Source organism: Streptomyces sp. NPDC001507, from assembly GCF_042894765.1.
GTDB lineage: Bacteria > Actinomycetota > Actinomycetes > Streptomycetales > Streptomycetaceae > Streptomyces.
On sequence record NZ_JBIAVV010000010.1, the window covers coordinates 1 to 22,893 of the forward strand.

The window sequence follows — 22,893 nt, forward strand, 5'->3', positions numbered from 1 at the left end:
CTACGGCGACCGCGTCACCGACAACCAGTAGCACCGCCACACCACACAGAAGAAGCGTCAGCACCAGGGCTTACACAAAGAAAAAGACACTCCCCCGGCCCTCGCTGAGATGGCTTGCTCTGGGTACTGTCCTCGACGTGTGTCCGGTGCGCGTCGGGTTGGTCACCCGTGGGCGTGCGCTGGTTGATCGCGCGCGACTAGGGGAGCTGGTACGGGGCATGGCGGTTGACGCTGCTCGCACGGATGAGGGGTTCACGTCGGCTAGGGCAACGCGGGTGATGGCTGCCGCGTGCCGGGCTGCGGGACTCGACAGCCGAGACGCGGAGTTGATCCGTCTCGGGGAGAACGCGCTGTTCCGGCTGGGCTCTGTGCCGGTGATCGTGCGTGTGGCGCGGGGCGAGGAATGGATGCCCAAGTCCCGCGTGGAGGTGGCCGTGTCGCGGTGGCTGGAGGAAGAAGGGTTCTCTGCCGCTCGTATCGTCGAGGACCTTGAGCAGCCGTTCTTGATCGACGGCCACCCGGTGACCTTCTGGCATCTGATCGTTGAGGGGGACCGCAAGGCTACGTACGGGGAGTTGGGTGGTGTGCTGCGTGACTTGCACTCGCTGACGCTGCCGGAAGGGCTCGTGCTCCCGTCGTTCGACCCCTTCGACAAGCAACAGCTACGGCTCGACCGTGCTGTGATCCCGGATGACGACCGGGTCTTCCTGCGGAAGCGGTGGCGTGAGCTTCGGGAGAAGTTCGCGGAGCTGAAGTTCGAGACTCCCAAGGGGCCCGTGCATGGTGACGCGCATGTGCAGAACCTCATGGTTGACGATCAGGGGCGTGTGATCCTGATCGACTTCGAGGCCTTCTGCTGCGACCACCCTGAGTGGGATCTCATGGTTACGGCCGTTGAGCATCACAGTCTTGGGTGGCAGACCGACGAACAGTACGCCGAGTTTGTGGCCGCGTACGGGCGTGACCTGTACGACTGGCCCGGCTACGAGACTCTGCGGGGTATCCAGGAGTTCGGCATGACGACCTGGCTCATGCAGAACGTACAGGAGGACGAGGAAACCGCGGCCGAGTACCGTCGGCGGATAGCCGGGCTGCGGAACGATGATGGGCCTCGGGACTGGCGGCCTTGGTAGCTGCTACTCGTCGTCCTCGTCCAGGCGGGTGAGGGCATCGTGGACTGTGTCGTTGAAGGCGGCCACGGTGGGGTTCGTGGCGTGCACGCTGACTTCGTTCTGGAAGTCGGTGACGTAGCGCTGGAAGCGGGTGGACTGGAGGGAGTCGCCGGCCTCGACTGCGAGGCTGGCGGTGGTGACAGCGGCTTCCAACTGGCCGTTGAGTAGCTGGCTCTGGGCGAGCACCATGCGGCAGAAGCCCAGGGTGCGGGCGTACTTGGGGTCGGTGCTGTCTACGGCGCGTTGAGCCTGTTCGACGGCTTCCCGGCGCATCTTGAGGTCACGGAAGCAGTGGCAGAGTTCGCCCATGAGTTCCGCTTCGTCGAAGTAGCCGAGCCACGCGGGGTCTTCGGCGGTGTCGGCGTGCTCGAAGTGGCGTTCTGCTTCGTTCATCGCCCGGCCGGCCGCTGTGCGGTCGCCTGCGTTGGACAGTGCGCGAGCCTCCATGGCCGAGTAGTTCGCCATGGCGCGGGGTGTGGCACGTCCTTTGGCGCCCTCGACGGCGGCGCGGGCCAGTTGGATGGCTTGGGCGTGGTTACCGAGGTAGTTGGCCTGGTGGCTCAGGTTGCCCAGGATGCGGGCGCCGAACATGCGGTCGTCAATGACCTGGGCCAGGCGGAGCGTCGATGTCAGGTAGCGGTGGGCGAGCCGCTGGTTTCCGGCGTCGTACGCAGTCCATGCCAGTAGCTGGGATACCTCGGCGGCCGAGCCGAAGAGCGCCGTGCCGACCTTCTCCGTGTAGCTGGCGTCCAGCAGGGGCAGTACTTCGTGCCGGAAGTAGTGGCGTAGTGCCTTGTGGCCATGGCCTCCGCCGTACTTGAAGTCGAGGGCCATGAAGGTGTCGGCTGCGTCTCTGATCGCGCGGACGTCGCGCATGCCTACTCGTTGTTGGGCGGGTCTGTCGGCCTGGATGCCGTCGGGGCGGGCGATCATCCATGACAGGACGGCGGAGCTCAGGTCGGCTTCCGCGATGACCAGCCGGTCTGAGGCAGGGGCGTCGGCGCGTTCCTGAGCGAGTCCATCGAGCATGGAAAGAACGTCCGGGACGGTGCTCGGGTAGCCGATGGGTTCGGGCGCCGTCGGCTTGGTGTGGTCGAAGAAGCCGAGATCCCCTGGGGTGACGCGGCGCCCGAGTTTGGCGGAGAGAACATCCGCCATGAGTGCGGCCGTCTCGGGCCTGATGCCGGCACCGTCTCGCCATCGCTTCACGGCGATGTGCGTCGTTCCCAGGTCGATGCCGCGCCGGGCGGCCTCGTCCGTCATACGTTTCGCAAGGCCCTTGTTCGAGACCTGGGCCTCGCTCATGACCCCGATTAAGTGCGCGTTTGGCTCTCGGCTCATGCTCCCCTGCCAACCCGAGAATGACGGCGAGTGTTCATCGTGTCACAGCAGACCCGTCCAAGGGGGTTCATTGGTGAACCCCCTTTGCCTTTGCCGGTGTTCATGTGGACCCCCTCGTGAACGCTCCCGACTGATTCTCCTGCGCCGTTCACTGGTCGTCACAGATCGGCGGGCTACGAAGCTCGCCCGCGCTTGGGAGGGAACGCCGTGGAAGCGCAGCAGAGCAAACACACAGCGAACGTCTCGGCACCGGGCGCTCCGCGCCGCTCGATGCACGACGCGGGCAACGGCCACTCTCGGATGTTGAAGGTCTATGCGGAGGACCGGGACTGCGTGAAGGCTGCGCGTGACCTGGCCGGCTCCTACCTTCAGGCCTGGGGGCTGGCGTACGCAGTCGACGACGCGCGGCTCGTTGTGTCGGAGCTGGTCGGCAACGTCGTCCACCACGCGGTGCCGGATGACCGCTTGTCCAAGCCCGATGCCAGACGCCGGATCGACGTGTGGCTCATCAACTGGCCCGGACTGCTGGGGATCGGCGTCTCGGATGAGGACTCGACTCCGCCAGACCTTCCGGCCGGTGAGTTCATCTCGCCGGAACTGGCCGATGACTTCCGTGAGGCGTTGGTGCCGGACAGGGGGCGCGGGCTGTTGATCGTTCAGCGTCTGGCCGATGCGGTCTGGTGGTCGCCGGGGCTCAAGGGCAGCGGCAAGACCGTGTGGGCTCGCCTGGATCTCGATCGACTCTGGGCCGAGAACTCGGCCTGACAGACCCCGGGGCGCCGTCCGTCTTGCTCCCACGCGATCGGGAGCGACGGCAACCCGGAAACCGGCCGGAGCCCGACCCCTCCGGCCAGAGGTGCGACCCCTCCTGCGGGCCTGATCTTCTCTCCTCGTGGGAGGGGCCGCGCTTCACAACCTCATACCGAGACCGGGCCACCCCATCAGCCCTGGAAAGCGAGGGGTGGCCCGGCTGGGAACACGGCGGTTCCCGGTGCCTGATGGTACCGGGGCCGCCGTGCTGCATTCCTGCCCTGGTCCAACGAAGTTGATGATCCGTTACATAGATCAGGGCAGAGGTGGGCAACGTGACTGGCTCCGGTGACAACTGGCTGAACGACGGTCTCGACTCAGCGGGACCGGCCTCCGGTCTCTGGGTGTCCGGCGTCGACTACATCGCAGGGTGGCGCGAGGCACGTGAGGCTGCCGATCGACTGAACCGGGCGCTCCTGGCCGTGGGCTTCGAGTTGTCCGCCGTGCGAACTGTGGCCTCGACGAACGAGGACGGACACGGGGTCGTGCGGCTGGCGGGCTGGCCTAGCTCGGTGCAGCGGCTCGCCGCCCTCCTGGAGGCGGGCGCGGATGGCGACGGTGGTGCAGCGTGAGGCGTCTTCTCGCTGGTGAGTGGTGTGCGTGGGCACGTCGCCGGCCGCAGAGACTTTGGGCGGTAGCTGCCATGGGGCGAGTGAACAGGGGGCCTTACGCTCGCCAGCGGATCGGGCAGTCCTTGGACCTGCCCGCAAGAGCCCGATCGGCCCCCTGTTCTTCGAGGCTCGCCCCATGGGAGCTGCCTAAAGTCTCGGAGGCTGGCGACCCCCAGCCCCGTGGGCCCCGGCCTGAGACGGCCGGTCATCGCCTCGCTTCCTCGGGCGGTACGCGGTGTGGGGCGTCGGGCGACCGGACGGGATCGGCGGTCACGCCGCACGCCCGGCCGGGGCGGCCGGGCGCCCCGGCGCGCCGAAGGCGCGCCCTTGAGGAAGTGAAGGCTGTTTCGACCGATCCTCGTCGGCCCTCAGGTCCGGGTGCGTGGTGCGGGCTGTTTGTCGGCGGTGATCCGGTAGGCGAGTTCGGCGCGGTCGGCACCGATGCGGAGTTCTTCGAGGATCAAGGGCGTCTCGTCGGTGTCGTGGGTGACGCGGGCCAGGTGCAGGATGGGGGTCGCGTCGGGGAGCTGGAGCGTGGTCCGCTCGTCGGGCAAGGGCATGCGGGCGCGTACGGTCTCGGACCAGGTGAGCTTGTGGCCGTCCTCGGTGAGCTGCCGGTAGATGGCCCCCGACCGCTTGTACGGGTCCTCGGCGAGTGCCGGAACCATGTCAGCGACGGCGAACGGGATCAGAGTCCGGTGCATGGCACGCGTGCCCGTGGCGGGATCGAGGAGCAGCCGGTCACAGCCGAAGAGTGCTTCTTCCTCAGCAAGTTGGAGGAGTCGGCCGGTGTCTCTGTTGGTGTGCGTGCGGTAGGTGCTGGGTTCTTCGGCTTCCTGCCAGACGTCGCCGTTGGGCATGACGAACTTGCCGTCGGCCGTGCGGCTGATCCGGCGCTCGATCGTCATGGACGGCTGGCCGTCGGAACGGACGAAGCTGCCTTTGCCGTGGCGTACGTCGATCAGGCCTTCGGCCCGCAGGGCTGCGATGGCGTTGCGGACGGTGGGGCGGGAGACGCCGTAGCGGGTCATGAGCTGGGCTTCGGACGGAAGCAGGGAGTCGGGGGCGAACTCGCCCGACAGGATCGCTTCGCGGATCGCGGCGGCCACCTGCTGGTAGAGGGCTCCGGGGCGCTGGATCTCCGACATCTGGGCATCTCCGGCGGGTCGGGGTCATAGGCACGTCGCACGCGCGGCGTCACTCGTCAGCATAAGTACTTGCGCACTCGCCGTATAGCACTCCACACTCATAACTCGTTAGGACAAGTGACGTCAGAGTGAGTCTGACGTCTCGACTGGGCCAGGGAGGCCAACAAAATGCAGTCCATTCCCGTGGACACAGCGCGCCTCGGCGTACTGCGGTGCGCCATCGCGCCGGAAGCGAAGATCACTAACTCCGAGACACAGGAGGTAAAGAGGGACCGGGACGGCAACCCGGTCTGGACCGTGGCGGTCACCGTGCGACAGGACGGGCGGCGGATCTCCGTCATCGAGATCGCCGTCAGCGGCCAGCCGCGAGGCATCGAGGAAGGGCAGATCGTCAAGGTCACCGGGCTGACCGCGTTCGCCTGGTCGATGGGCGACCGGCACGGGCTCAGCTTCCGCGCCGACGCCATCACGCCCGTGCACGGAACCCCCGCGCAGAGCAAGGGCGGTGACGCGTGATGGGGCTGATCCTGATCGCGTTCGCCGTCGTCGCGCTGGCCTGGATGCTGGTCATCGGTGACCTGGTGCGTCGGCACCGTCCCGTCTGGCACTGGTACCTCGCCGGCTACCCGGCCACCGCGTTCCGAGTGGTGGCGACCTGGCGCAAGGTCGCGATGCTCAACGACCTGTCCGTGTCCCGGCGCCCGCCCCGCGGGCTCCTCGGCGACCTGGTCGTCAAGGGTGATCCGCTGCGGCCGGTCATACCGCGCGCCTCGTTCCCGCGTGCCACGCGTATGGGCCTGACGGTGACCGTGCGCCTGCACGCGGGGCAGACTCCGGCGACGTACATGAAGGCGGCCGACGCCCTGGTGCACGCGTGGAAGGTCCATGCGGTGCGGGTCACCTCGCCCGAACGCGGGCTCGTCCTGCTGACGGCAACGGCCACGGATCCGCTCCAGCGGCCCGGCTTAGCCACCGCACCGACCGAACTCCTCTCCGCGCTGATCGGTGTCCTGGAGTCCGGCGGCGCCTGGGTGATGAACCTGCGGTTGGTGCCGCATTGGCTGATCGCTGGGGCCACCCGCTCCGGCAAGTCCACGCTCCTGGCCCGGCTGATCACACAGCTGGCTCCGCAGCGGGTCGCCCTGGTCGGTATCGACTGCAAGGGCGGCATGGAACTCGGCCTGTTCGCCGACCGGCTCAGCGCGCTGGCCACCTGCCGCAGCGAAGCGGTCGCGGTGCTCTTCGCGCTGGCGGCCGACATGAGGGAGCGCATGAGTGCCTGCCGGTCGGCCGGCGTCCGCTCGATCTGGGAGCTCCCCGACAAGCTCCGCCCGGTGCCCGTCGTCGTGATCGTCGACGAGATCGCCGAGCTCTACCTGTCCGACGGCACCCGCGAGAGCAAGACCGAGGCGGAGCAGTGCTCCACGCTCCTGCTCCGGCTGGCCCAGCTCGGTGCCGCGCTCGGCCTGCACCTGGTCGTCGCCGGGCAACGCGTCGGCTCCGACCTCGGCCCCGGCGTCACCGCTCTGCGAGCTCAACTCGGTGGCCGGATCTGCCACCGCGTCAACGATCCCGGCACGGCGGAAATGACGCTCGGCGACCTGAACAAGGACGCCGTGGCCGTGGCCCAGTCCATCACGGCGGAGGAACGCGGGGTGGCCGTGTGCACCGGTCCGGACGGCGGCTGGAGCCGTGCCCGCTCCCACCTCACCTCAACTGAAGAGGCCGTGTCGACGGCCCGGAAGTACAGCGCGCTGACCCCTCAACTGCCCGCCCTCGGCCGCGCTCTCGCGGTGGTGGAAGGAGAGAGCAAGTGATCAGTGAAGGTACGGCCTACGGGTTCGCGGTGATCTTCGGGATCATCACCGTTCTCCTCGTCCGCTCCCGCGATGTCCGTCCGTGGGAAGCCGTGTGCGTCGGCCTCTTCGGCCTGTACGTCGGTCAGACCCCCGTGGGCCTCACGGTCCATGAACTCGTGACCTGGTTCATCAGCGGCTTCTCCCACCACTGAGCAGAAAGGGAACCTGACTATGCCCATGCCTCGCGTGAGGTGCCCGTACTGCAAGGGCGACGGAGCACGGAAGACCTGGACCGGACGGCTGCGCCGCTGCCGCATCTGCCGGGGCACCGGCACCATCCGCTGACCCACAACCCCACCCACCGGACCACCGAAGGGACCACCCCATGGACAACGGCGCACCACCACCCACCCACCGCGCCGCCTCGGCGGCTCACCCCGGAAGGCCACCACCATCACCCCGGAGTCCACACCGGCTGACAGGCGCGCCGCCCTCGACCGCGCGGCGCGCCTGCGTCAGCTCCCCGAAACCGACCGCGACGCCATACGCCTCGCCCAAGACCCGAATTTCCCGCGCTGGCTGGAGCAGATCACCGCAACCGGAGGCTGCTCCCACCCCGTCCACCTCTCCGGCTCCACCACCACCCTGGACGGCACAACCGGCGAGATCCTCCACCACTACGACACCCGCACCGAACCGGGGGAACGCCTCCTCGTCCGCTGCCGCAACCGCCGCGCGACCATCTGCCCCGCCTGCTCCCGACTCCACGCGGGAGACACCTTCCACCTCGTCCGTGCGGGCCTGCTGGGCGGCAAGAACGTCCCCGCGACTGTCCGGCACCGGCCCCGGCTCTTCATCACCCTGACGGCCCCGTCCTTCGGCCCCGTCCACCGGGCCGGGGAACCCTGCCGTCCTCGCCGCGACGGGGGCACCTGCGCGCACGGACGATCCCTCGGCTGCGGCGCCGTCCACACCCCGGATGCCCCGGTCGTCGGCCAACCGCTGTGCCCCGACTGCTACGACTACACCGGCCACGTGCTGTGGCACGCGCACGCCTCCAAGCTGTGGGACCGGTTCGTCATCGATGTCCGGCGGCGCCTGGCCTCCTCGGTCGGCCTCGTACAGTCCCGCTTCGCCGACCACACCCGGCTGTCCTTCGCCCGCGTAGCCGAGTATCAGAAGCGGGCGGCCGTTCACGTCCACGCTGTTGTCCGCCTTGACGGGCCGAACGGGGCCAACGACGACCCCCCGGCCTGGGCCTCCACTGAGCTACTGGCGGACGCCGTGCGTGCCTCCGCGCGGCGGGTCCTGGTCCACACTCCATACAGCGCGGCGGTGGGAGAGCTGGCACTGCGCTGGGGCGTCCAGGTCGACGCTCGGCCTCTTAGTACGAACGGCGACGGCCCCGACGATGACGCGGTGGCCGCGTACGTCGCCAAATACGTCACCAAGGGAGCCAACGAGACAGGCGCCGGCGTCGACCACCCACTCACCACCTGGGCGGACATCGAGTCGGCACCCGTCAGCGGACACGTCCGCACCCTCATGCGGGCCTGCTGGCACCTCGGCGGCCTCCCCGAGTACGCGACCCTCCGCCTCCGGGAATGGGCTCACACCCTCGGCTACCGCGGCCACATCCTCACCAAGTCCCGCGCCTACTCGACCACCTACGCGGCCCTCCGCGCCGAACGCGCCCACCACATGGGCCATCTCGAAGTGCCCGATGTGATCACTGAACGCCAATGGCGCTACGTCGGCTCCGGCCACACCCCGGGCGCTGCGCTGATAGCGGCTGGCATCGCCTCCGACATCATCCTCAACCGGGAGATTGCACTTACTGAGGTGCGTATCGCCGACGGGGGTGCGGCCTGGTGAACGACCCGAATCAAGAGTTACGAGAATGGGCACGGGAGCACGCGCGCAATGCGCCCCGCTGGTCCGAGCGGAAGTGGCGGCGGGTGAACGTCACGCTTCGGCTGGACGTCACTAGCCGCCGCCTGGGTCCTACTCCGTCCGCGCCGGAGGCCTAGGCGGGCTTGCCCGGGGTCCCCTTCCACGGCCAGTATTCGAAGCCGTTGCCGGTGTACCAGTCCAGGCGGGTTTTGCCGCAAGCGCCGCTGTGCACGTCGAGGGAGTCGTAGTAGGAAGCCTTGATGGACTTCTTGGGGAAGGACACGGAGATCTCCGTGGTGACGGTGCCACGCGAGGGGATCGTGCCCACGGCCAAAGCCTGGGAGTTCCACAGGGGCAGCGTGCCGTTGGTCTTGCTGTTCCAGTGCAGCGCCATCGCGTGCCAAGAGCCCTTGCCGACACGCCACTGAACATGGGGCGCGGGGCCCCGGTTCTTCATGAGGTCGCCGATGGCGAAGACATATGAGGCCTTGGTGAGCGCCGTGTTCTCGGTGTTGTGGAGCCGGAGCGTGGCGTAGAGCGCAACGCCGGGCTTGCGCGCGGTGGGTACAACCGATCCGGCCACGTCCGAGACCGACACCGCTCCGTACCGGCAGTTGTACCCGGTGGCGGTCTCCTCGGGCCGAGCGGCAGCTGCGGCACCATGGGCGGCGAGCGCACTGATGACGCCGGCGGTGGCGGCGAGAACGGCGCCGTGGCGAATAGTGGTGTTCAACATCTCCTCCTCATCGCCTCGATAGCACAGTGACCGCAGCCTGACGTCAATGATCTTTGCGGGATCATTGCGTACTGGAGGACTAGCCTGAGCTAGGCGTCGTCCTCCGTCCGGAAGAGCGGGGTCAACCTCGTCTGGACTGGTTTGCGCCGTCCGATTGCCGGGCTGACCAGTACCGCTGTGAGCGTCTGTTCCACATACGCCCGCTGTTCCGGCAGAGTGAGCCCCTCCCACTCCGCGCGCAGGTCGACCGGCTTTCCGTGCACGGCGGACTGCTGCTTGATCCACCGGTTTCGGTCTCGGGTCAACCGCCGTTCCTGAGCCGTGAGTTCCTGGAGCATGGCAAAGTAGCGTTCCTTGGTGAGCAGGCGCTCTCTGCGGGCTTCCTTGGCCTCCTCGATGTCCTCACGGACGCGCGCGAGTGCCTCCTCTCCGTCCCAATCCTGCGGTGCGGCCTCGGCCTGTCGAGCTGCCGCCTCCTCCTCGTACTTGGCGATCACAAGTTCCGTAACCGCCTTGTCCGTCTCAGGACCGGGGATCCTCGTACCGCCTCCGCACCCGCCCTGCCCCTTGTCTGGGCACATGTAGTAGAAGAACCCTTCGGGCTTGTTGGCGCTCTTCGGCGCCTTCATCGCCCGATGGGGAGCGCCGCACTCGTCCTTGTCGCAGCGCAGAGTTCCGGTCAATAGGTACTTGCGGGAGTTGTGCCCATTGCCGGGCTGCATGTTCTCGCCGATGACTTCGAGCAGGGCTTCCCACTGCTCGACAGGGATGATCCTCTCCCACTGCCCGCGTACCGGTTCGCCATCGTCCCCGTAGACGATCTCCCAGCGTTCGTTCTCGGTTCCCGTGTCGGGGTTGAGCATGCGTACCTTGCGTGATCGGATCCCGCAGACGCGCGGATTACGCAGCACCATCTTGAGCTTGGTGGGATTCCACGTGCTTCCGCGCGGCGTCGTCACCCCGGTCTCGTTCCAGCGGACTGGGTAGGCACGTACCGGAGCACCACCGAGGATGCCAAGTGCCGCTTCCCGCAGGAGCTTCGATTCCGTCGGGTGCAGGGTCCGCTTGTCGTCCAGCCAGCCGAACGGCCGCGCTCCCCCTGTCGGGATGCCCTCGCGTTCCAATGCTCGGTGCTTACGCCGCACGCGCCTTGCCGTGTCGGCGGACTGCTTGTTGCTCATCGCCACGACCACACGAGCCGTGGCGCGCCCGTTCTCCGTGAGGAGGTCAAGGCTGCCGTTGATGTCGATGATGGGCCGACGGTGACGCTCCACCACGTCGATGGCGTCTTCAAGGTGCCGGTTGTCGCGTGTCAGGCGGTCGATGTCGTAGACGATCAGGCCATCAAGGCTCTGGCCGTCGGGCGTCCGGCCGGACTTGAGGTCTTCCAACGCGCCTTCAAAGACGGGGCGGACTACTCGATAGACCACTCGGCCGTCCGGCAGGCGGACGCGCTTCTTGCGCCACGCCGAGGTGTCGGGCTCGTAGTAGATGTGCACGCAGGTGCCGCCGTGGCGGGCTATGTAGTCCCGGCCGTCGCGCTCCTGCTCCTTGGTGCTCTTGATGTCGCGGCCGGTCATGGGGCCGCGCCGTTGACCGCCGCTCTCGGACGGTTCGCCGGCGGGCTCGTCGTCGTCCTCGTCCGTGGAGAGGCGGACTAGAACTGCCCAGTTCTGGTTCTCTAAGTTCCCCCACTGTGCGCGAGAGACCAAGTCATCTTCGCTCATGGTTAGTAAGGTACATCCGCACATCCTGTGCCCGGTCGAGGGGACCGACCAGTATCTGGTGTACACGCGGTGGAAGGACGAGGAGTCCTTTCAGGCGTGGATGGAGGGGCCGATGAAGGCCGCGCACCAGGGGGGTGCGGAAGGTGAGCGGCCGAAGCCGGCGGCTTCCGGGTCCACGCTGTGGTCGTTCGAGGTGGTGCAGTCCGCGGGGCCGAAGGGCTGACGAGGCCGGTGGCCGGTGCCCCCCGTGGGCACCGGCGCGGTGAGTGGGTCAGGCGGCCTTCCCGGGGGTGGTCGGGAGGGGTGCGGCCGCACGGGCCGGGGCCGCTACGAGGGGGCGGCGGCGGGACGGGAGGCCGAGCATCGGGTGGGACACGGCCCAGGCAGCGCCCTTGCAGATGAGTTCCTTGTAGCGGGCGGCGGCGCGGCCTGTCAGAGCCGCCTGTACGGCGCGGTCGTCGGCCGTGACGTACTGGACCAGGCCCTGCCTGCGGCCCAGCGAGACGCACTGGTTGAAGTAGCGCAGCGGCATGTTGGGGAGCTTTCCGCCGGTCAGGCGGGCCGCGATGGCGTCGGCGGCCTGCCAGGCCATCGGGAGGCCCGAGGCGCAGGACATGCGCAGCGGGTTGCCGGCCGGACCCGTCGCCTGGGCCGCGTCGCCGACGGCGTACACGTCCGGGTGCGAGACCGAGCGCATGGTCCGGTCGACGACGATCCGGCCGGCGCCGGTGACCTCCAGGGCGGTGGCCCGCGCGATCGGGTGGACGGCGAAGCCGGTGGTCCACACGGTGACCGCGGCCGGGACCGACCCGCCGTCGGCCGTGGTCACGTGGCCGGGTGCCACGGCGGTGACGTCGGTGTGCTCGTGCACGGTGACGCCGAGCCCGTCGACGACCTTCCGCAGGTGGCGGCGGCCCTTCGGCGAGAGCCAGTCGCCGAGGGCGCCGCGGGCGGCGAGCGCGACGTCGAGGTCCGGGCGGGCCTCGGCGATCTCGGTCACGGCCTCCAGACCGGTCAGTCCGCCGCCGACCACGAGCACCGGCTGTCCGGCCGGGAGCGCGGCGAGGCGCCGGCGCAGCCGGAGCGCTCCGGGGCGGCTCGCGATCTCGTCGGCGTGCTCGGCGGCTCCGGGGACGCCCTGGTCGTTCCAGGTGCTTCCCAGGGCGTACACGAGGGTGTCGTACTCCAGTTCCTCCGGCTCCCGTGTCTCCCCGGCGGTGGGGAGTGTCGTGACCGTCCCGCGGTCGACGTCCACGGCCGTGACCCTCGCGAGCCGCAGCCGCACTCCGGTCCCGGCGAACATCTCGGCGAAGGGCCGGGGCCGCAGCTCCTGGCCGGTCGCGAGCTGGTGCATCCGGACGCGCTCGACGAAGTCGGGTTCGGCGTTGACGAGGGTGATCGCGACGTCCTCACGGCGCAGCCGGCGGGCGAGACGGCCGGCGGCGACGGCTCCGGCGTATCCGGCGCCGAGGACGACGATGCGGTGCTGCATGTCCGTACTCCTGTCATCCAGGTTCAGCGGGTCGCCCCCTGAACCGGGCGGCCCGCCGTTTCCTGACAGGAGGGCGATGTGAAGCGGCTCACATCGCCGGGGAGAACTCGGAAGGGCTCAGAAGAGCCGGGCAAGGGGTTGGCCGTGGGCCGTCGCCGCCCACTGCCTGGTCGCGCGCTCCAGCTTGTCGGGGTTGACCTGGTTGCGGAACGCGGCAATGCCCTCGGTGGTGATCTCCAGGCACATCACGCCGAAGACCCGGCCGTCCACGGTCGCCACCAGCGCGGGGCCGCCGTTGGCGGTCGTGGCGTACAGCTCGACGGAGCCGCCGACCAGGGCCCGCTGGGCCGGGCCCTGTTTGAACAGGCCCCGCATGAACTTCGCGACCGCGAGGGCACCCTCGAACGCCCTGGCCGCCGCCGGGACCTTCCCGCCGCCGTCTCCGACCGCGACGGCGTCCTCGGTGAGCAGCCGGACGAGCGGCTCGGTCCGGCCGCTGGCCGCGGCCGCGAGGAACTCCTCGATGATCCGCCGGGCCGCCGCCTCGTCGACCTCGGTGCGGGCCCTGCCCTGCGCGACGTGCTTCCTGGCCCGGTGCAGGATCTGCTGGCTGGCGGCCTCGGTGAGGTCGAGGATCCGGGCGATCTCCCGGTGCGGGTAGTCGAAGGCCTCGCGCAGCACGTACACGGCGCGCTCGGCCGGGGCGAGGCGCTCCAGCAGGACCAGGACCGCGTACGACACCGACTCCCGCCGTTCCGCGGTGTCGGCGGGGCCGAGCATCGGGTCGCCGGCGAGCAGCGGCTCGGGGAGCCACTGGCCCACGTAGGTCTCGCGCCGGGCGCGGGCCGAGGTGAGCTGGTTGAGGCACAGGTTGGTGAGCACCTTGGTCAGCCAGGCCTCGGGGACCTCGATGCGGGCGGTGTCGGCGGCCTGCCAGCGCAGGTAGGTGTCCTGCACGGCGTCCTCGGCCTCGCTCGCGGAGCCGAGGAGGCGGTAGGCGATGGCCGCGAGGCGCGGCCGGGCCGCCTCGAACCGGTCCACGTCGGTAACGGTCGCTGCCATGCTGCGGATCCTAGGCGCTCGGCCGGAAGTGCCGCGACGCGCCGTCGGCCGGTCGCGGTTCGATCACCGGTGCCGTGCGAGGTATGCGCATATTGTCGTCAATGCGTGGTATACGCCGCCATAGCGGGCCCGGCAGAGGTTCCGTGCGGCGTCCGCCGCTCACCGCACACGACCGGAGGACGAACGTCATGCGGCTCCGTGCCCAGCCCCGGGGTGACCTCTCGGTCGACGATGCCCTGGGTATGGCACTGGCCGACATGGTGCGCCGTACGGGGGCGGCGATCGGCGGCGTGTACCTCGTCGAGGAGCCGGCGGCGCTGCTGCGCCTGGTGGCGCTGTGCGGGCTGCCCGTCGACTTCACCGCGCCCTGGCAGCGGCTGCCGCTGACCGCGCCCGTCCCGGTGGCCGACGCGATCGAGGAGGACCACCTGGTCTGGGTCGGCTCCCAGGACGAGATGGCGCGCCGCTACCCGCGGGCCGCGACCGTCCTGCCGTACCCCTTCGCGCTCGCCGCGGCCCCACTGCGCGGGGTGCGCCGCAGGTGGGGCGGGGTCGTGCTGATGTGGCCCGCCGACCACCCGCCCCGCGCCACCGCCCGCGAACGGCACCACATCACGGCCAGCGCCCGCAATCTGGCCCGGCTCCTGGACGACTCGCCGGTGCCGCCCACCCTCCCCGACCGGCCGCGTGCCGTGGCCGTGGACTCGCAGCGTCATCCGGCCCAGACCGCGACGGCCGCCGCCGACTTCCTCGACCGGATCCCGGAGGGTGCCCTGGCCCTGGACCTGGAGGGCCGGGTCACGTTCATGTCCGCCCCGGCCGCGCGGCTGCTCGGCCGGGACGCCGACCGGCTGCTGGGCACCCGGCCCTGGCAGTCCCTGCCGTGGCTGGACGACCTGCGGTACGAGGAGCGGTACCGGCTGGCGGTCGTCAGCCGGGCGCCGGTGTCCTTCAGCGCGCTCCGCCCACCGGACCAGTGGCTGACCTTCCACCTCCACCCGGACGCCAGCGGCATCAGCGTGCGCATCACCGCCGGGGAGGAGGCGGCGACGGACGCCGGAAGCGGGCGCGCGGAGCCTGCCCCGACCACGCCCGGCCGCCTCTACCAGCTGGTCCACCTGGCGGCCGCGCTCACCGAGACGGTGACCACCCGGGACCTCGTCGCGCTGATCGCGGACCAGATCCTGCCGGCGTTCGGCGCCCAGGGGTTCCTGCTCAGCATCACCGAGGCGGGCCGCCTGCGGATCGCCGGACAGCACGGCTACTCCGCCGAGGCCGTCGAACGCCTCGACGCCCTCCCCCTCGGCACCCGTGAAACCCCGTCCGGGCAGGTCCTGGCGAGCGGCGTCCCCGCCTTCTTCGCCAGTCCGGCCGAGCTGGCCCGGAACTACCCCCGGGTAGCGCGGCTCAGCGGGAAACAGGCGTGGGCCTACCTGCCCCTGATCATCTCCGGACGCCCGGTCGGATCCTGCATCCTCTCCTACGAACACCCGCACGTCTTCACCGCCGACGAACGCGCCGTCCTCACCCCGCTGTCCGGCCTGCTCGCCCAGGCCCTGGACCGGGCCCGCCTCTACGACACCCAGCACCACCTCGTCCACCAGCTCCAGCAGGCGCTCCTGCCGCGCAGCCTGCCCACCGTGCCCGGTCTCGCGGTCGCCGCCCGCTACCTGCCGGCCGGGCACGGCATCGACGTCGGCGGCGACTTCTACGACCTGCTGCGCCTGGACGACACCTGCGCGGCCGCCGTCATCGGCGACGTGGAGGGCCACAGCATGGCCGCGGCCGCCCTGATGGGCCAGGTCCGTACGGCCATCCACGCGCACGCCACCGCCGGCGCCGCCCCGGACCAGGTCATCGCCCGTACCAACCGGCTGCTCGCCGACCTGACCCCCGACCTCCTGGTGACCTGCCTCTACCTCCATCTCGACCTGGCCCGGCAGGAGCTGACCCTGGCCGGCGCCGGTCATGTGCCGCCGCTGCTGCGTCCGGCGGCCGGCCGGGCACACCCCCTCTGCCTCGATCCCGGGCCGCCGCTGGGCGTCGACGCCTGCGCCCGCTACCCCCTCACCCGAGGCCCGCTCCCGGCGGGCTCCGTCCTCGCCCTCTACACCGACGGCCTCGTCGAACGCCCCGGCACCGACCCCGGCCACGCCACCGCGGGCCTCGCCGAGCACCTAGCCCGCGCCGACGTCGGCGACCTGGAGCGCCTCATCGACGACCTCGTCCAGCAGGCCTGGCCGGCCGGCGGCCACACCGACGACCTCGCCGTACTGCTGCTGCGGACCGGGCGCCCGCACGCGTGAACCGGGCCCCTGACGCCGCTCGGCGGCACACTGCGCGAACTCGGGTTCGCCGAGCAGGTGGCGGCCGCCGGCTGACCCGAGCCGTCAGCGGGGGTGGGCCGTGAAGACCTCGTGCAGGACGTCCATGTAGGCGCCGTGGCCGCTGGGGCTGGCCCAGGCCGTGGCGGACTCGGCGGCGGTGCCCTCGCCCCACTCGTTGTAGGTGACGAGCAGCTGGAAGGGCGCGCCGGAGGTGGCGACGGTCAGGGCGTCGCGGCGGAAGCGGTCGAGGTCGCGGGGGACGACCGGCGCGTCGGCGTCGTACTTGTAGAAGCCCGGCGACAGGATCGCCGAGTAGCCCTGCTGCAGGTCCAGGCTGGACGCGTACTGGTGCCAGCCCTGCGGCTGGTTCGCGCAGGTGCGGTAGCCGCCGAACACCTTGAGGACGACGTAGTAACCCGCGGTGCGGTTGGCCTCGGTCCACCGGTCGACCATGTCGCAGCCGTCGCCGCCCGCCGCGTACACGAAGATCACCGGCTTGCCGTCGATGTGCAGCCAGGTCTTCTGGTCGGAGTACTTGCGCAGGTAGCCGAGGTCGCTGTGGATCTGGGTGACGGAGGGGTTCCCGTAGGCCTCGTTCTCGTAGTACGCCGTCCAGGAGAAGCCCAGCTTGGCGCCCTCGGACATCAGCAGCGGCATCCGCTTGTCCTCGCGCTTGCCGGCGCCCCACCAGGAGGCGATGCCGGCCTGGAGGCCGCCGTACTGCATGTCCTTGATCTGCCGGTCGACGGTTGCCGGGTCGTCCTGGTCGTAGTCGGGCGCCGAGGCCGTGTACTGGCTGCCGCCGTCGGTGTGCGGGTTCTTGTCGTACCAGGGGTAGTAGAAGGCGGCGCGGACCGGGAGCCTCGTGTCGGCGGTCGTGGGGTTCGGGGCCGCCGCCGCGGTGGTCGCCGGTTTGCCGGTGGCGTGCGGCCGGGCGGAGGGGGACGGCGAGGCCGACGGTGCGGGGGAGGCGGACGCGGTGGGCGGCGCGGAGCGGGCGGTGGGCGGCGCGGAGAGCGCGGCGGCCGTGGGGGACGACGGCTCGCTCGGACCGGCCGCGAGGGCGACCGCGGCGATCGTGACACCGGCGACGCCCGCGGCGGCCAGCGAGAGGAGGGCGGCGAGCTTTCCGGCGGAGGCCGCCTTGGTCAGCGTGGCTGCCTTGGTCAGTTCGGCCGTGTGCGTGGTGGGTGCGGCCGGCGTGGTGTGCGCGGCCGTGGTGCTGTGCACGGCCGTGGTGGCGTTGCCGCCGCCCGCCCGCAGGGCCGCCGCCGTCAGTGCGGCCAGTACCGGCGGGACCGGGACCAGGGTCAGGTCCGCGAGCAGCCGCTCGGCCGGGACCACGTCGGCTGCGGCGAACACCCCGTCGCAGACCGGGCATTCACGGGTGTGCCGGGCCACCCGCTTGCGCCACAGACCGCTCGGCCGGCCGTCCCAGCCGTAGAGCATCCCGTCCAGGTCCGGGCAGCGCGGCACCACCTCCAGGGCCCGCACCACGGCCCGCGCGACCTCCAGCCGGGCCTTCAGCCGCTGCACCCGGACACCAGCCTGCGCGGGCGGGATCTCCAGGGCCGCCGCCAGTTCGGCGCGGGTCAGCTGACCGGCCACCTCCATCCACCACACGGCGAGCAGTTCGCGGTCCTCCGCGTCCAGCCAGCGGGTCGCCTCGGCGGTCTCGCGCCGCTGCTCGGACAGGTGCAGCACGGCGATGGTCAGGTCGGCGAAGTCGGCGCCGGGATCGGCGAGCCGGGCGGTCTCGTCGAGCCACTCGGGGCCGGCCTGCGGCGCCGCCCGCCGCAGCCGCCAGTGCCGGCGCACCTGGCGCATCGCGATCGCCACCAGCCAGGACCGGAACGCGGCGGGATCGCGCAACTGCCCCACGTCGCGGACCATCTGGAGCATGACGTCCTGGACGACGTCGTCGGTGTCGGAGGGGGCGTTCAGGGCACGCCCGACGACGTTGTAGACGAGGGGCAGATGGTCCGCCACGAGCACGTCGAGCGCCCGCTGGTCGCCGGCCTGGGCGGCGCTGACGACGGCGGCGTACGCGTCATGTCCACTGGGTGAGAAGTCGCTCATGCAAGGGGAGGGTCGGCCGACACCGTCGGCATAACAGAAAACCGCGTACCGGAAAGCCGCGGCCAGACTATCGGGCGGCCCGGCGGGCGGGTTCCTGCCGCCCGCCCTGCCGCCCGCTCAGTCGGGTACCGCCAGCCGCTCCACCCGCTCGTGCAGGTCCTCGACGTGGTCCTCGGACTCCGGCTTCATCAGGACGCTGCGCAGGATCCGGGCGCCGTCCGCGTCCGCCGTGATCTTGGGGTGGCGGGCGCCGAAGGCCGCGCGGTCGGCCTTGAGGGTGCTGAGGAAGACCGGGTCGGGGGCGGCCATGCCGTCGGCCAGGACGCGGGCGGAGGCGGCGTCGATCGCGGTGAGGGCGGCCGGGTCGGTGGCCGGGAAGTAGGTGACGATGTCCAGCTGCGGGCGCTGGTAGAGCTCCAGGGTGTCGGACGTCTCGATCAGGTCCGACCAGCGCAGGGCGGCCCGGCGCCCGGCCGCCAGCACCCGGCCGAGGCCGTCGGGCGTGGGCGGCAGCAGCCGGAAGGTGAGCCACAGGGCCGCCGCCGCGGCACCGGCGCGGGAGCACTCCAGGCTGATCTCGCCCAGGTGGAGCTCGCCTGAGGTGAAGTAGGTGTACGGCGAGTCGTGCAGGTAGAAGCGGCCGACCTCGGGGTCGCGGAAGAGGACGGCGCCGCAGCCGTAGGGCTGCAGTCCGTGCTTGTGCGGGTCGACGACGATCGAGTCGGCCCGGGCGAGGGCCCGCCAGGGCTCGGGCGGCAGCCCCTCGGGGCCGTCGGCGCCGGCGAGCAGCGTGAAGAAGCCGCCGTAGGCCGCGTCGACGTGGACGCGGACGCCGTGCCGCTCGGCCAGCGGCAGGATCTCGTGGACGGGGTCCACGGCGCCGAGCCCTGTGGTGCCGGCGGTGACGACGACCGTCCCGACGTCACCGGTCTCCAGCACCTCCGCCAGCGCGTCGAGGTCCATCCGGCCCCGGTCGTCGGTGCGGACGGGGTGGCTCGTCATGTCCAGGACGTGGCACATGCGGCCGTGGGTGTAGTGGGCGTCGGCGCTGTGCGCGACGCCCCGGCCGGGGTGGAGTTCACGGGCGACGAAGAGGGCTTCGAGGTTGGCGATGGTGCCGCTGGTGGTGAGGTGGCCGAGGTGGGTGTCGTAGCCGAACATCGCGGCGAGCCGCGCGACCGCCTCGCGTTCCATCGCCGCGGTGGCGGGGCCGCCGTCCAGGGCGTGGTTGTTGGGGTTGATCAGCATCGCGGTGAGGTGCCCGACCACCGCCGCCGGGTGCGGGGGCTTGAGCATCTGGCCGGCGTAGTGCGGGTGGAAGAAGGGGTAGTTGTCCCTCAGCCGGTCCGTGAACTCAGCGAACACCGGCGCGAAGCGGTCGTCGGCGACGTCGAGGGACGGGTGGGACCGGTAGGGGCCGAAGGTGCCGGCCCACTCCTGTACCGCTTCGGTGGCTCGGCCGAGCCAGTGCTGCAGATCCACGGATCTTCCTCTCGCTCTCGCTCGCGGTGTCCCCACCGTACGATTTCATTGACTAGTCAGCAATCATCTAGTCAGTAATAATCGAGTCAGTAACAAACTGATCAGTGATTGCGGAAGCAGTAAGGTCGGTCTCGATGAACTCCACGCCCCAGCACGACGCCGAAGCCGCCGCCCGCGCCGCCGACAGCCCGCTCGTCCGGGACTTCGGGCTGCTGATCACGTCCGCCACCCGCCTCGAGCAGCGCATCGACGGCGCGCTGCGCCGGGAGTGCGGGATCAGCCACACTATGCTGGAAGTGCTGATCCTGCTCTGCCGTCGGTCCGGCGAGGAGGTCTCGCAGCGGCAGCTGGCCGACGGCCTCACCCTCACCAGCAGCGGCACCACCCGCCTGATCGACCGCATGGAGGAGGCCGGGCTGGTCCGGCGGGTGCCGTCCCCCGGGGACCGGCGGGTGGCCCTGGTGGAGCCGACCGCCGAGGGGCGTACGACGTTCCTGGGCGCGGTCGCCGTGCACGCCCGGGTCGTGGAGGAGTTCTTCGTCGGGCCGCTGTCGGCCGACGACTACACGCGGCTGACCGGCGCGCTGGCCGCGATCGACCGGGCCCTGCGCGAAGACACCGGCTGACGGCTCCCCACGGGCGTCATCGCACACCGGTCCCGCCGAGCCGCCGGTCCAGCCCCCGGCCCAGCCGCCGGTTGAAGGGGGATCAGGGCGGCGGGATCCTGGGAGGGACATCCGGACAGCCGGAGGCACCATGCAGGGTCGCGTACCGGAGGACCTGGCGGTCGTCGTCGACGCCGACGGCGCGGTCCTGGTGTGGAGTGCGGGGGCCCGGCGACTCCTCGGATACGAACCCGCCGAGGTCGTCGGCCGTCCCGCACTGACGCTGCTCGCGGCCGACCTGCCCGTCTCCGCGCGCCGGCACCTCGCCGACGGGCAGCGCTGGTCCACCGAGGTGGCGCTGCTGCACCGCAACGGCGACCGGATCGTCGTACACCTCCAGGGCATCCCGCTCGCGGACGCGGGCGACAGGCCGCTCTGGCTGGTGACGGGTGCCCCGCGGACGACCGTGGCCGGACGCGAGCAGCCCGGCGCGGCGGCCCTGTGGGACCTCACGCTCGCCCAACTGCCCACGCCGGTGGCGATCTACGACCGCGACGCCCGGCTCGTCGCCGCCAACGACGCCATGTCCCGGATCATGGGCCTGCCCGCGACGGAGATGCGGGGCCTGACCCTCTCGGAGATCGAGCCCGGCTTCCCGTTCGACGAGTACGACCGCCTGCAGCGGCAGGTCCTGCGCACCGGGCGGACGATCTTCCACGAACAGCACGCCCAGGCGCCGGGCGAGATCCGGGAGCACTCCTGGTCGATGTACTTCTCCCCGCTGAAGGACGAGAACGGCACGGTGCAGGGCCTGTCCGCGGTGGTCTTCGACACCACGGAGCAGTACTGGGCCCGCCGCCACCTGGCCGTCCTCAACGACGCCGGTCTGCGCGTCGGCACCACCCTGGACGTGACCCGCACCGTCGAGGAACTGGCCGAGGTGGCCGTGTCCGGGTTCGCGGACTTCGTCACCGTCGACCTGCTGGAGTCCGTCGCTCTCGGCGACGAGCCGGAACCCCTGACACCGGGCGAACCGGTCGCCGTACGCCGGGCGGCCCAGCGGTCGGTGCTGGCGGGCTGCCCGGAAGCGGCGTTCGCCCCCGGCGACGCGTTCCGCTACCCGATGGACACGCCTCCGATGCGGACGCTGCTCGCCGGCCACGGCACCCGCCACCGGCCCGGCGACCCCGGCATGCAGGACTGGCTCAGGGCCTCCCAGGCCCACGCCGAGTCCGTCGCCCGGCACCTGATCCACTCGGTGCTGATGGTTCCGCTGCGGGCCCGCGGCGTCACCCTCGGCCTCGTCCACTTCCTGCGGCACCGCACGCCCGAGTCGTTCACCGAGGACGATCAGCGGCTCGCGGAGGAGATCGTCGCCAGGGCCGCGGTGAGCGTGGACAACGCCCGCCGCTACACCCGCGAGCGCCGCACCGCGCTCGCCCTGCAGCGCAGCCTGCTGCCCGGCCGGCCGCCGGGTCTGGCGGCGACAGAGGTGGCCTACCGCTACCTGCCCACCGGGGCCGGTGCCGACGTCGGCGGCGACTGGTTCGACGTGATCCCGCTCTCCGGCGCCCGGGTCGCCCTGGTCGTCGGCGACGTGGTCGGCCACGGCATCCGCGCCTCGGCCACCATGGGCCGCCTGCGCACCGCGGTACGGACGCTGGCGGACGTCGACCTCGCCCCCGACGAACTCCTCACCCAGCTGGACGACCTGGTCCTCCGCCTCGACCGCGAGGAGGGCCCGGAGATGCCCGGCAGGGCGGAGGCGGCGTCGGCCGGCGACATCGGCGCGACCTGCCTGTACGCCGTGTACGACCCGGTGACCCGCCGCTGCACCATGGCCCGCGCCGGTCATCCGCCGCCGGCCCTGGTCACCCCCGGCGGCGACGTCCGCTTCCTCGACCTCCCGGCGGGCCCGCCGCTCGGCCTGGGCGGCCTGCCCTTCGAGTCGGCCGAGGTGGAGCTCGCGGAGGGCAGCCTGCTCGCCCTCTACACCGACGGCCTGGTGGAGACCGCCGACCACGACATCGAGGTGGGTCTCGGCCTGCTCCGCCGGGCCCTCACCGAGCCGGCCGCGCCCCTGGAGGAGATCTGCGACCACGTCCTGCGCACGGTCCTGACCGACCGCCCGGCCGACGACATCGTCCTCCTGCTCGCCCGTACCTCCGCCCTGGACACCGCGAAGGTCCGCACCTGGCAGCTCCCGCAGCACCCGGCCGCCGTCGCCAGGGCCCGCAAGATGGCCTGCGAACAGCTGGCCGCCTGGGACCTGACGGACGCGGTCTTCGCCACCGAACTGATCGTCAGCGAACTGGTCACGAACGCGGTCCGCTACGGCGACGGCCCGATCGCCCTCCGCCTGATCCGCGACGCCTCCCTCATCTGCGAGGTCTCCGACGGCAGCAGCACCGCCCCGCACCTGCGCCGGGCCCGCGTCTACGACGAGGGCGGCCGGGGCCTGCTCCTGGTCGCCCAGATCTCGGAACGCTGGGGCAGCCGCCAGACCCCCACCGGCAAGACGATCTGGGCGGAACAGCCCCTGCCGGCGTGAGCCGCGCACCCGGCCCGAACCGCGTGACCCACCGGGCGGGCCACGTGACCCAGCGGGC

The 22,893-nt window shown here is 71.0% G+C and carries 18 protein-coding genes and 1 pseudogene; 11 read left to right on the forward strand and 8 right to left on the reverse strand.

Annotation, left to right across the window (positions count from 1 at the left end; all coding sequences use genetic code 11):
* Positions 1 to 218: 218 nt before the first annotated feature.
* Entirely contained in the window at positions 219 to 1,133 is a 915-nt protein-coding gene (locus tag ACFY0K_RS29875) for a phosphotransferase enzyme family protein (protein ID WP_390642728.1), read from the forward strand.
* A 3-nt stretch (positions 1,134 to 1,136) separates the two neighbouring features.
* Here the strand turns inward: ACFY0K_RS29875 and ACFY0K_RS29880 are convergent, their stop codons facing one another.
* Complete coding sequence (locus tag ACFY0K_RS29880) at positions 1,137 to 2,513, reverse strand: sporulation protein (protein ID WP_390642424.1); 1,377 nt, start codon at positions 2,511 to 2,513, stop codon at positions 1,137 to 1,139.
* A gap of 207 nt (positions 2,514 to 2,720) precedes the next feature.
* Between ACFY0K_RS29880 and ACFY0K_RS29885 the strand changes: the two genes are divergently transcribed.
* Both ACFY0K_RS29885 and ACFY0K_RS29890 read left to right on the forward strand, forming a co-directional pair.
* Positions 2,721 to 3,278, forward strand: coding sequence for an ATP-binding protein (locus ACFY0K_RS29885; protein ID WP_390642425.1), 558 nt, complete (start codon positions 2,721 to 2,723; stop codon positions 3,276 to 3,278).
* A 320-nt stretch (positions 3,279 to 3,598) separates the two neighbouring features.
* A complete protein-coding gene (locus tag ACFY0K_RS29890) occupies positions 3,599 to 3,895 on the forward strand; it encodes a hypothetical protein (RefSeq protein WP_390642426.1) in 297 nt (98 codons plus the stop codon).
* Positions 3,896 to 4,302: 407 nt separating this feature from the next.
* Here the strand turns inward: ACFY0K_RS29890 and ACFY0K_RS29895 are convergent, their stop codons facing one another.
* A complete protein-coding gene (locus ACFY0K_RS29895) occupies positions 4,303 to 5,082 on the reverse strand; it encodes a GntR family transcriptional regulator (protein WP_390642427.1) in 780 nt (259 codons plus the stop codon).
* Between the two features lie 168 nt (positions 5,083 to 5,250).
* Here ACFY0K_RS29895 and ACFY0K_RS29900 point away from each other — a divergent pair, with 168 nt between their 5' ends.
* The 4 genes from ACFY0K_RS29900 (at position 5,251) to ACFY0K_RS29915 (ending at position 8,756) form a co-directional block, all read left to right on the forward strand.
* Complete coding sequence (locus ACFY0K_RS29900; RefSeq protein ID WP_390642428.1) at positions 5,251 to 5,598, forward strand: hypothetical protein; 348 nt, start codon at positions 5,251 to 5,253, stop codon at positions 5,596 to 5,598.
* Entirely contained in the window at positions 5,598 to 6,899 is a 1,302-nt protein-coding gene (locus ACFY0K_RS29905; protein ID WP_390642429.1) for an FtsK/SpoIIIE domain-containing protein, read from the forward strand. The genes ACFY0K_RS29900 and ACFY0K_RS29905 overlap by 1 nt, the downstream gene beginning before the upstream one ends.
* Positions 6,896 to 7,093, forward strand: coding sequence for a hypothetical protein (locus tag ACFY0K_RS29910; protein WP_189264543.1), 198 nt, complete (start codon positions 6,896 to 6,898; stop codon positions 7,091 to 7,093). The genes ACFY0K_RS29905 and ACFY0K_RS29910 overlap by 4 nt, the downstream gene beginning before the upstream one ends.
* Positions 7,094 to 7,391: 298 nt before the next feature.
* The gene (locus ACFY0K_RS29915; protein ID WP_390642729.1) at positions 7,392 to 8,756 is read left to right on the forward strand and encodes a replication initiator; all 1,365 of its coding nucleotides are present in this window, start codon (positions 7,392 to 7,394) and stop codon (positions 8,754 to 8,756) included.
* 151 nt (positions 8,757 to 8,907) lie between these two features.
* Here the strand turns inward: ACFY0K_RS29915 and ACFY0K_RS29920 are convergent, their stop codons facing one another.
* Positions 8,908 to 9,510, reverse strand: coding sequence for a hypothetical protein (locus ACFY0K_RS29920; RefSeq protein ID WP_390642430.1), 603 nt, complete (start codon positions 9,508 to 9,510; stop codon positions 8,908 to 8,910).
* Between the two features lie 89 nt (positions 9,511 to 9,599).
* Positions 9,600 to 11,237: a recombinase family protein gene (locus ACFY0K_RS29925; RefSeq protein ID WP_390642431.1), complete on the reverse strand. Its 1,638-nt coding sequence runs from the start codon at positions 11,235 to 11,237 to the stop codon at positions 9,600 to 9,602.
* A 22-nt stretch (positions 11,238 to 11,259) separates the two neighbouring features.
* Here ACFY0K_RS29925 and ACFY0K_RS29930 point away from each other — a divergent pair.
* Positions 11,260 to 11,460: pseudogene (locus ACFY0K_RS29930) on the forward strand (antibiotic biosynthesis monooxygenase family protein); the annotation flags it as partial.
* A 48-nt stretch (positions 11,461 to 11,508) separates the two neighbouring features.
* On the opposite strand, the gene ACFY0K_RS29935 reads toward ACFY0K_RS29930, so the two are convergent.
* Positions 11,509 to 12,729 carry an NAD(P)/FAD-dependent oxidoreductase gene (locus ACFY0K_RS29935; protein WP_390642432.1) on the reverse strand — a complete coding sequence of 407 codons (1,221 nt, stop codon included), beginning with the start codon at positions 12,727 to 12,729 and terminating at the stop codon, positions 11,509 to 11,511.
* Positions 12,730 to 12,846: 117 nt separating this feature from the next.
* The gene (locus tag ACFY0K_RS29940) at positions 12,847 to 13,791 is read right to left on the reverse strand and encodes an RNA polymerase sigma-70 factor (RefSeq protein WP_390642433.1); all 945 of its coding nucleotides are present in this window, start codon (positions 13,789 to 13,791) and stop codon (positions 12,847 to 12,849) included.
* Positions 13,792 to 13,979: 188 nt separating this feature from the next.
* On the opposite strand from ACFY0K_RS29940, the gene ACFY0K_RS29945 reads away from it, so the two are divergent.
* Entirely contained in the window at positions 13,980 to 16,097 is a 2,118-nt protein-coding gene (locus ACFY0K_RS29945; RefSeq protein WP_390642434.1) for a SpoIIE family protein phosphatase, read from the forward strand.
* Between the two features lie 84 nt (positions 16,098 to 16,181).
* On the opposite strand, the gene ACFY0K_RS29950 is transcribed toward ACFY0K_RS29945, so the two are convergent.
* Positions 16,182 to 18,197: a sigma-70 family RNA polymerase sigma factor gene (locus ACFY0K_RS29950; protein ID WP_390642435.1), complete on the reverse strand. Its 2,016-nt coding sequence runs from the start codon at positions 18,195 to 18,197 to the stop codon at positions 16,182 to 16,184.
* 117 nt (positions 18,198 to 18,314) lie between these two features.
* Entirely contained in the window at positions 18,315 to 19,679 is a 1,365-nt protein-coding gene (locus ACFY0K_RS29955; RefSeq protein ID WP_390642436.1) for a pyridoxal phosphate-dependent decarboxylase family protein, read from the reverse strand.
* A gap of 134 nt (positions 19,680 to 19,813) precedes the next feature.
* Here ACFY0K_RS29955 and ACFY0K_RS29960 point away from each other — a divergent pair, with 134 nt between their 5' ends.
* Both ACFY0K_RS29960 and ACFY0K_RS29965 read left to right on the forward strand, forming a co-directional pair.
* Positions 19,814 to 20,305, forward strand: coding sequence for a MarR family winged helix-turn-helix transcriptional regulator (locus ACFY0K_RS29960; RefSeq protein WP_390642437.1), 492 nt, complete (start codon positions 19,814 to 19,816; stop codon positions 20,303 to 20,305).
* A 130-nt stretch (positions 20,306 to 20,435) separates the two neighbouring features.
* Positions 20,436 to 22,835, forward strand: a complete 2,400-nt coding sequence (locus tag ACFY0K_RS29965) for a SpoIIE family protein phosphatase (protein ID WP_390642438.1) — start codon at positions 20,436 to 20,438, stop codon at positions 22,833 to 22,835.
* Positions 22,836 to 22,893: the final 58 nt, after the last annotated feature.